Below are 7,406 nucleotides of genomic sequence, written 5' to 3' on the forward strand. Positions count from 1 at the left end.
GCCCTACGCCGAGGGGCATTCGAGCGCATGGGACACAATTATGTCGAATATGAGTAATTCATCTTTTGGTGTTGGTGGCTGGCTTCGGAAAAAGTCGATCAACCAGCGCCTCGGAATTCAGGCGACGGCTTCCATTATTTTGAGCCTCGTACTCGTAACGATACTTACGATCAGCTCCTTCATGAGTTTGAAGATGCTCAATCAGGATAATTTCCTGTCCGATCAAGCTCTATCCTCGGCACTTCTCGAAAAAGATTTCGCATCCCTTGAGCGGGATGTGTTCCGCTACGCCTTGCTTCGGAATAACGATACGCGGGAAGGCTTCGAGAGCAATGTAGGCGACTTGCGGCAAGCAATTGCAGACGCTCGGGCTAAAATCGAAGGTGCGGATCAGGAGCGGGTAGACCTCGTGTCCACTCTCAGCGATTCCTATGTAGAGACCGTTGAAGCGGTCATTGCCGCGGGTCCGACCGACGCCGCGGCCGTGAGCAAGATCATGGCATCGGGCGACAAGGTCGACGCTGCGATCGAAGCGATCCGCGATCCCGTGATCGCTGAAGCCGCTTTGCATTCTGAAGCGCAGGCTGCCTTTTCCCAAAAAGTCATGTGGATCACCAGCGCGATCGCACTGCTTGTCGGTCTGATCTCGTTCATCCTCGCCCGTGCCATCCGCAATGCGATTTCCAGCGAACTCGGTTCCATTTCCGATGCCATTCGCAAGGTTTTGCAGGGTGACTTCAACGTCTCAATCAATCTTGCAGATCGCAACGACGATGTTGGCGAACTGGCCCGGGCGGCCGTACAGCTGCGCGACACCAGCATGCAGAAGCGCCAGTCTGACGCGGAAATGGCGGAAATGGCCGAACGCGTCGGTGAATGTCTGCAGCGCATGTCCCAGGGTGACCTAACCATGGAACTCGGCGAGCTGAGCAAAACCTATGAAGGGCTGCGCACCGACTTCAACAGCACCATCGCCCAGTTGCACGGCACGATGTCCGGGGTGGCGGAAGCTGCGCACACCATTCGCGTGGGCTCGAACGAGATCAGCCAGGCCTCCGACGATCTGGCGAGCCGGACCGAGCGCCATGCGTCCGAGCTTGCACGCACGACAGAGGCGGTCAACCGCATCACTGCGATGCTTTCCGAAACCGCCAACGGTGCCGCTCAGGCACAGAAGGACGTGTCTGAGGCGATGTGCGAAGCCAAGAGCGGCGGCGAGGTCATCTCGCAGGCGGTCGCCGCGATGGCGGAAATCGAGAATTCGACCGCGCAGATCGAAGAGATCATTTCGGTCATCGATAATATCGCGTTCCAGACCAATCTTCTCGCTCTGAACGCGGGCGTGGAAGCGGCGCGTGCCGGCAATTCGGGCAGCGGCTTCGCCGTGGTCGCAAACGAAGTACGTGCGCTGGCTCAGCGTTCCTCCGATGCAGCCAAGGATATCAAGGAACTGATCGAGCGTAGTTCGACCCATGTCTCTGTCGGCGCCGGAATGGTTCGCAAGACCGGTGAGGTGTTCGATCGCATTGCAAAGAAGATCGAGGTGACGACAGAGTTAGTCGGAGAAATCAGCTCGAAGGCAGAGGAACAATCCGAAAATCTGAAGGACGCCAACAAGTCCATGAGCAGCATGGATCTGGTGACTCAGCAGAACGCTGCCATGGTCGAAGAGAGCAACGCCGCCGCGCGGAATCTGGCCACGGAAGCAGACAGCCTGGCATCGATCGTTTCCGGCTTCGTTTTGAAAGGAAGCGGTAATGGAAACGTCAGGCAGATGCCCGCGCGCGCGACCCGCAGTTCCGCCCCGGCTGCCGCCGTTCGCAGCACACCAGCTCCGGTGACGGCGGGCAACCTCGCGCTCGACACCGACGACTGGAGCGAGTTCTAAGCAGCCCCGACCAGTCTGTCTGGCGCTTAAGCAGCGCTGGGACTTGCGCATCGCCGATCAAGAAAGAGTATCAATGAAAAAACACGCCTTGGCCACATTGTGGCTTGCCAGCGCTGCGTCATCCATCGCTGCACCTGCGGCAGCAAAAGACGGAGAAGGAATGACACTGCAAAACGCGGTAGGGTCAGACGACTTCACTATCGAGGGCAGCGTGCGGGCTCGTTACGAGACGTATGACAATACTTTTCGAAGCAGCGGGGCCGAGTCTGCGGACTTGCTGACCTTTCGGACGATCATCGAGGCCGAATACGATGCCGGTCCCGTTCGCGTCGGGGGGCAGTTACAGGATGCGCGCGCCTATTGGGCTGACAACGGTACGCCGCTCTCCACGGCCGAAGTGAACGCATTCGAATTGGTAGCCGGCTATGTCACCGTCGAACTGGGCGATGCGCTTTCGACCGGGTCTTCATCAGAACTGACCGCCGGCAGGTTTCTCTTGAACCTGGGGTCCAAGCGTTTGGCCGCAAGCCCGGGCTTTCGAAACACCGCCAACGGTTTCACCGGTGCGCGTTTCGACTGGTCGAACAAGGATCGAGGCCAGGACCTGACGCTGTTCTACACCCTTCCTCAGCAGCGGTTGCCATTTGATCGTCCCAGCCTGCTGGACAATTCCGTCGAGTGGGATCGCGAGGGTGATGAACTGCAATTCTGGGGCGGGATCTTTTCATCCGCGATTTCCCGATCCGGCACCACGCTCGAAGCCTATGTCTATGGCGTTGATGAAAATGATCGCTCGGGCAAGGCAACAAAAAACCGCCATCTGGTGACGCCGGGGGTAAGGCTGTTCTCCAAGGCTGCTACGGGCAAGGTGGATTTCGAACTGGAAGGTGCCTGGCAATCCGGCACCATCCGCACCTCTTCGGCAGCCAGTGCTCCATCTGTCGACGTATCGGCTTACACGGTCGCGGCTGAGGTCGGATACACGTTCGACAGCGCGCTAAAGCCCCGGCTGTCCATCGTCGGCGATATCGCTAGCGGCGATGACCCGGGTAGCACCAGCTTCAACGGCTTCGATACATTGTTCGGTATCCGGAGAGGCGAGTGGGGCCCGTCTTCCTCGCTTTACGGGCCGCTGAGCCGGAACAATATCCGCGACCTAGGCGTGGGGCTCGAGGTGAAGCCATCTAAGCGTTTCGACGCGTTTGTGTCAGCGCGGTTCGTCTGGCTCGAGGAGATTACCGACAGTTTCGCGAAGACGGGAATCAAGGACGCCTCGGGGCAAAGCGGAGATTACGCGGGCGCACAGGTCGAGGCGCGCGTGCGTTACTGGGTGGTGCCAAAACGGATCCAACTGGACATCGGCGGAGCAATCCTCGCCAAGGGCGAGTTCCTGCGCAATGCCCCGAATGTGATCAATACTGACGACACGTGCTACATTTACGCGGACATCAATTTCAACTTCTGATCGGATTCACATCGGGGACGGCGATTTGCGCAGGCAAGTCCCCTGGAAACCGATAGCCAGGCCGTTGGCGGAGAGGGTGGGATTCGAACCCACGGTACGGTTGCCCGCACACCGCATTTCGAGTGCGGCGCATTCGACCACTCTGCCACCTCTCCGCGAAGGGCTCTTGCGCCGGGCTATATCGCCCGCTTGGCCGGAAGGCGGCGCGCTTAGCGCGGGTGGGGCGCTTTGCCAAGCGCATTGACGCAGGATGCCGCGTGAAATGCGGGGGGTTGCGCGCGCAAGGCGGTTGTCGGGGGACCAGCTGATGCCCATATTCCGGGTCCTATGGTCCGCTCGCAATATTTTTCCCCTCAAGCGGGGCGCACGATCGAAGCCCCCCGCCATGTTCGCAGTCGCTTTTCCTTGGGCGAGGTGGTTCGTCACAAGATGTTCGACTTCAGGGGGGTGGTGTTCGACATCGATCCCGTCTTTGCGAACAGCGAGGAGTGGTACGAGGCCATTCCAGAACACATCCGGCCCGACCGGGAACAGCCGTTCTATCACCTCTTCGCGGAAAACGAGGAGGGGTCTTACGTCGCCTACGTCAGCCAGCAGAACCTGATTGCGGATTCGCTCGGCGGACCGGTCGAGCATCCCGAGGTGGCTCAGATGTTCGGCCCGTTCGAAGACGGGCGTTATCGGCTGCGCCGCGGCGCCACGCACTGACCCTGTTCGCTTATCGCTAGCTGCGAATCTTCCACCCCGACCGCATGAGGCGATAGGCAAGGAAGCCGACCAGAAGGTTCAGTACCAGCAATCCCGCGCCTGCCGCCAAGACGTGGCCCGTCGTGCCGATGTCGCTTTCCCCCAGGAACCCGTACCGGAAGCCCGAGATCACATAGAAGAAAGGATTGGCGCGGCTGACTGCCTGGAACACGCCATGCAGCCGGTCGATCGTGTAAAAGGTGCCCGACAGCAGGCTGAGGGGGGCGATGACGAAGTTGGTGACGGCGGCGTTGTGGTCGAACTTTTCGGCCCACAAAGACGCGATGAGGCCCATCAGCGCCAGCAGGATTGCGCCCATGAGGCCGAACCACACGATCGCCCAAGGCGCCTCCAAATGGAGATGGACGCCGGGGTAGAGCCACATCGCGATTGCCACGGCCATCCCGACGAGGATCGCGCGAGTCACTGCCGCCCCGACGATGCCGATCATGAGCTCTCCTTCGGAAAGAGGGGGCATCAGCAGATCGATGATCGTGCCCTGGATCTTGCCGGAAAGGAAAGAAAAAGAGGAGTTCGCGAAGGCATTCTGCATCATTCCCATCACGATCAGGCCCGGCGCCACGAAATCGCCGAACGGCACGCCGAAGACGGAATAGCCGTTGCGGCCCAAGGCGACCGTGAAGATGACCAGAAAAAGCAGCGTCGTGACCGCAGGAGCCCAGATCGTCTGCGTCTGGACCTTGAAGAATCGCCGAACCTCTTTCACATAGAGGCTCCACAGTCCCACGCGATTGATGCCGGTGATTACCGGCACGCCCCGTGCGGGAAACGTCTCGACCGCTCCGGCATTGTTCGCTGCGAGATTGGCCGGGTTCATATTGGTCGAAAGGGGCTGCTCGGTCATGACCGTGCGCCTAGGATGCGATAGCCGGGCTGGCAAGCACACCGCCAGCCCCGATTGAAATTGGAAACTTGATGAGCTGGACCGACGAACGAATCGCCAAACTGAAAACCATGTGGGAAGGCGGAGCGACCGCAAGCCAGATCGCCGAGGAACTGGGCGGCGTCAGCCGGAACGCGGTGATCGGGAAGGCTCACAGGCTCGGGCTCAAGGCGCGACCGTCGCCGGTCAAGGAAAAGGAAAAAGCGTCGCCTGCACCGGCGCCGGCACCCGCACCGCGCGCCGCGCCCAAACCGGCTCCCGCGCCTGCCCCGGCCCCCCGTCCGCGGCCGGAGCCAAAGCAGGAGGAGGCACCCGTCGCGAAGAGCGATGCAGGCCCTTCGCAGCCATTACCCAACCGCTCGCCCGATCTTCCGAAGGTCGTTTCCGTGGGACCTGGCGGGTTTTTGCGGCAGGGGCCGGGCGATCAGCAGCCGCCGATCCCGCCCGCGCCGCCGCGCCGGCTGGTACCGGCGAAGCCCAGCCCCGAGATCGCCGACAAGACGAGCCTTCTCGATTTGAACGAGCGCGTCTGCCGCTGGCCGATGGGTCACCCCGGGGAGCCCGATTTCCATTTCTGCGGCGAGGCGGTCAATCCCGGCTTCCCCTATTGCGTGGAGCATTGCGGCCGGGCCTATCAGGCACAGCTCCCCCGCGGCGCGCGCCGTCCTCCTCCGCCGCTTCCGTTCGGCGGACCGCGGGTTCGCTGATCGTCAGTACAACAGGGGTCGCCGGTCATGGATCGGCGGCCCTTTTTTATAAGGGGAGGATTCCATGGCTTTCGATCTTTATTCCGCCTTCGTGCCCACCATTCGCCAGCTTCTGGACGCTCTGCCCGACGTGATCGACAAGGCCGAGCAATTCGTTGCCGATGGCAATGCAACGGATACAGAGTTGCTGGAGGCGAAGCTGGCCGACACGATGTGGCCGTTGCCATGGCATGTCCGATCGTGCTGGATGCATAGCGCCTATGCGATCGATCAGCTCGCCGGTGGATCGTTCACACCCGATTTCACCGATGTGCCCGAAGGATGGACGGCGATGCGCGCGATGATCGCTTCCGCTCAGGAGCGGATGGCCTCTGCGACACGCGAGGAAATAGGCGCATTGGCCGATCGGAAGATCGAATTCGTGCTGGGTAGTCAGACGCGCTTCACCCTTTCGGGTGAGCGTTTCCTGCTGGGCTTCAACATGCCCAATTTCCAGTTTCACGCGACCACGTTCTACGGCATCCTGCGGATGAAGGGGGTTGCGCTGGGCAAGCGCGATTTTCTAGGAAATCCCGCCGGGCCGATGGCCTGATGCGCTAGGTTTTCCGCGCGAACCAGAGCGTGTGGCGCGGGCCCTTGTTGTTTGGGCGTGCGCGGACCGTGATCTCCTCCATGGACATACCGGTATCACGCAGCCGGCGCGTGAAGGCGGGGTCGGGCGCAGCCGACCAGACCGCGAGAACACCGCCGGGGTTAAGCGCGTCCCGCGCGCGGGCGAGGCCGGTGCGGGTATAGAGCCGATCGTTGGCATCGCGCACGATGCCGTCCGGGCCGTTGTCGACATCCAGCAGGATCGCGTCCCAGCGAGGGCAGGTTTCGTCGAGCGCATCGTCGATCAGGGCGGCGACATCGGCAATCACTACCTCTCCGCGCGGATCTGACAGACTTTCACCCGTGAGGTGCGCCAGCGGCCCGCTGGCCCATTCGAGGATTTCGGGGACGACTTCGGCCACCGTGATCCGCCCCCCATCGGGGAGCCCGGCCAGCGCGGCGCGAAATGTGAAGCCGAGGCCGTAGCCGCCGATGAGAATGCGGGGGCGCGGCGCGGCGACGCGCTCCAGCGTGAGCGTGGCGAGCTGCTCTTCGGAGAACTGCATGCGCGTCCCCATCAATTCGTCACGCCCAAGCATGACGATGAAATCGCGGCCGTGGCTGACGAGGGTCAGCGTGTCGCCACCCGGGATGGTTGCGGTGGCAAGGGTTTCTCGGGGAAGCATCGCGTGTCCTGTTCGATGTGAAAAGGGCCGCCGGATCGCTCCGACGGCCCTTTCTTACGGATTTATCGCCTGATCAGTCCTTGAGGAAGTCGGGGATATGGGCCGCTTCGCCGTCGCGGTTGCCGCCACGGTCGTCCCGGCCACGATCATTGCGGGGACCACGGTCGCGGCCGCCACGGCCACCACCGCCGCCGCCGCCGCCGCGGGGGCCGCGACGGTCGCCGCCACGATCACCGCGTGGCTCGCGCGGTTCGCGGGGAGGGCGGGTATCTTCCAGCTCTTCGCCGGTTTCCTGATCGACGACGCGCATCGACAGGCGGACCTTGCCGCGGTTGTCGATCTCGAGGACCTTGACCTTGACCTCCTGACCTTCGGACACGACGTCGGTCGGCTTTTCGACCCGCTCGTTCTTCATTTC

General features: G+C 61.8%; 8 protein-coding genes and 1 tRNA gene. 5 read left to right on the top strand and 4 right to left on the bottom strand.

Going from position 1 to position 7,406, the window contains the following annotated elements; all coding sequences use genetic code 11:
- Positions 1 to 181 precede the first annotated feature (181 nt).
- Both ACFDTG_RS03695 and ACFDTG_RS03700 read left to right on the top strand, forming a co-directional pair.
- The gene (locus tag ACFDTG_RS03695; RefSeq protein WP_375289693.1) at positions 182 to 1,888 is read left to right on the top strand and encodes a methyl-accepting chemotaxis protein; all 1,707 of its coding nucleotides are present in this window, start codon (positions 182 to 184) and stop codon (positions 1,886 to 1,888) included.
- Between the two features lie 160 nt (positions 1,889 to 2,048).
- A complete protein-coding gene (locus tag ACFDTG_RS03700) occupies positions 2,049 to 3,353 on the top strand; it encodes an alginate export family protein (RefSeq protein WP_375289694.1) in 1,305 nt (434 codons plus the stop codon).
- 65 nt (positions 3,354 to 3,418) lie between these two features.
- Here the strand turns inward: ACFDTG_RS03700 and ACFDTG_RS03705 are convergent.
- A tRNA-Ser gene (locus ACFDTG_RS03705) sits at positions 3,419 to 3,508 on the bottom strand.
- A gap of 172 nt (positions 3,509 to 3,680) precedes the next feature.
- Between ACFDTG_RS03705 and hspQ the strand changes: the two genes are divergently transcribed.
- Complete coding sequence (hspQ, locus tag ACFDTG_RS03710; RefSeq protein WP_375289695.1) at positions 3,681 to 4,061, top strand: heat shock protein HspQ; 381 nt, start codon at positions 3,681 to 3,683, stop codon at positions 4,059 to 4,061.
- Between the two features lie 16 nt (positions 4,062 to 4,077).
- Here hspQ and ACFDTG_RS03715 read toward each other — a convergent pair whose 3' ends face one another.
- Entirely contained in the window at positions 4,078 to 4,965 is an 888-nt protein-coding gene (locus ACFDTG_RS03715; protein WP_375289696.1) for an ABC transporter permease, read from the bottom strand.
- 71 nt (positions 4,966 to 5,036) lie between these two features.
- Here ACFDTG_RS03715 and ACFDTG_RS03720 point away from each other — a divergent pair, with 71 nt between their 5' ends.
- Together ACFDTG_RS03720 and ACFDTG_RS03725 are read left to right on the top strand one after the other, a co-directional pair.
- Positions 5,037 to 5,711 carry a GcrA family cell cycle regulator gene (locus tag ACFDTG_RS03720; RefSeq protein ID WP_375289697.1) on the top strand — a complete coding sequence of 225 codons (675 nt, stop codon included), beginning with the start codon at positions 5,037 to 5,039 and terminating at the stop codon, positions 5,709 to 5,711.
- 64 nt (positions 5,712 to 5,775) lie between these two features.
- Positions 5,776 to 6,303, top strand: a complete 528-nt coding sequence (locus tag ACFDTG_RS03725) for a DUF1993 family protein (RefSeq protein WP_375289698.1) — start codon at positions 5,776 to 5,778, stop codon at positions 6,301 to 6,303.
- A 4-nt stretch (positions 6,304 to 6,307) separates the two neighbouring features.
- On the opposite strand, the gene ACFDTG_RS03730 is transcribed toward ACFDTG_RS03725, so the two are convergent.
- Both ACFDTG_RS03730 and ACFDTG_RS03735 read right to left on the bottom strand, forming a co-directional pair.
- A complete protein-coding gene (locus ACFDTG_RS03730) occupies positions 6,308 to 6,988 on the bottom strand; it encodes a spermidine synthase (protein ID WP_375289699.1) in 681 nt (226 codons plus the stop codon).
- A 73-nt stretch (positions 6,989 to 7,061) separates the two neighbouring features.
- Positions 7,062 to 7,406: S1 RNA-binding domain-containing protein (locus ACFDTG_RS03735; protein ID WP_375289700.1), on the bottom strand; the 345-nt coding region annotated here is incomplete at its 5' end.

The sequence above is a fragment of the Qipengyuania sp. genome, assembly GCF_042095715.1.
GTDB lineage: Bacteria > Pseudomonadota > Alphaproteobacteria > Sphingomonadales > Sphingomonadaceae > Qipengyuania.

What these genes read in the sequence shown, in the direction of transcription:
- ACFDTG_RS03695 (WP_375289693.1), top strand. Translation starts at nt 182, where the DNA reads ATGAGTTTGAAGATGCTCAATCAGGATAATTTCCTGTCCGATCAAGCT.
- ACFDTG_RS03700 (WP_375289694.1), top strand. Translation starts at nt 2,049, where the DNA reads ATGACACTGCAAAACGCGGTAGGGTCAGACGACTTCACTATCGAGGGC.
- hspQ (WP_375289695.1), top strand. Translation starts at nt 3,681, where the DNA reads ATGGTCCGCTCGCAATATTTTTCCCCTCAAGCGGGGCGCACGATCGAA.
- ACFDTG_RS03715 (WP_375289696.1), bottom strand. Translation starts at nt 4,965, where the DNA reads ATGACCGAGCAGCCCCTTTCGACCAATATGAACCCGGCCAATCTCGCA.
- ACFDTG_RS03720 (WP_375289697.1), top strand. Translation starts at nt 5,037, where the DNA reads ATGAGCTGGACCGACGAACGAATCGCCAAACTGAAAACCATGTGGGAA.
- ACFDTG_RS03725 (WP_375289698.1), top strand. Translation starts at nt 5,776, where the DNA reads ATGGCTTTCGATCTTTATTCCGCCTTCGTGCCCACCATTCGCCAGCTT.
- ACFDTG_RS03730 (WP_375289699.1), bottom strand. Translation starts at nt 6,988, where the DNA reads ATGCTTCCCCGAGAAACCCTTGCCACCGCAACCATCCCGGGTGGCGAC.